We start from the raw sequence: 337 nt of genomic DNA, 5'->3' as shown, positions 1-337 counted from the left end.
GGCCGCCATAATCGAGGCTCGACCAGGAGGCGACCGGCCAGGTGTCGTTGAGCTGCCAATAGATCGTGCCCATGCAATGGGGCTTCAGCGATCGCCAATATTCCACCGCCGTCTTGATTGCCAAGCCCTGCTGGATCTGGGAGAGATAGACGAAGTTCGGAAAATCCTTGGGAAAGCGGAAATAGCGGAACATCGTGCCGGCGATGCGCTCGTTGCCGCCAGCATTCTTCTGGTGCAGCTCCATGACGGGAGAAGCGATATTCATATCCTTCTCCTCGGCATAAGTCCTGATGACAGGCAGCGAGGTATAGGACTGGAAGCCGAATTCCGAGCAGAA

The 337-nt window shown here is 56.4% G+C and carries 1 pseudogene; it reads right to left on the bottom strand.

What is annotated here, in order from left to right:
• Positions 1 to 337 (bottom strand): annotated as a pseudogene (locus tag EOD29_RS30930) (glycoside hydrolase family 2 protein); the annotation flags it as partial.

The organism is Mesorhizobium sp. M1A.T.Ca.IN.004.03.1.1 (assembly GCF_003997555.1).
In the GTDB taxonomy this organism is placed as follows: domain Bacteria; phylum Pseudomonadota; class Alphaproteobacteria; order Rhizobiales; family Rhizobiaceae; genus Mesorhizobium.
This window is presented reverse-complemented; position numbering and strand designations above follow the sequence as displayed.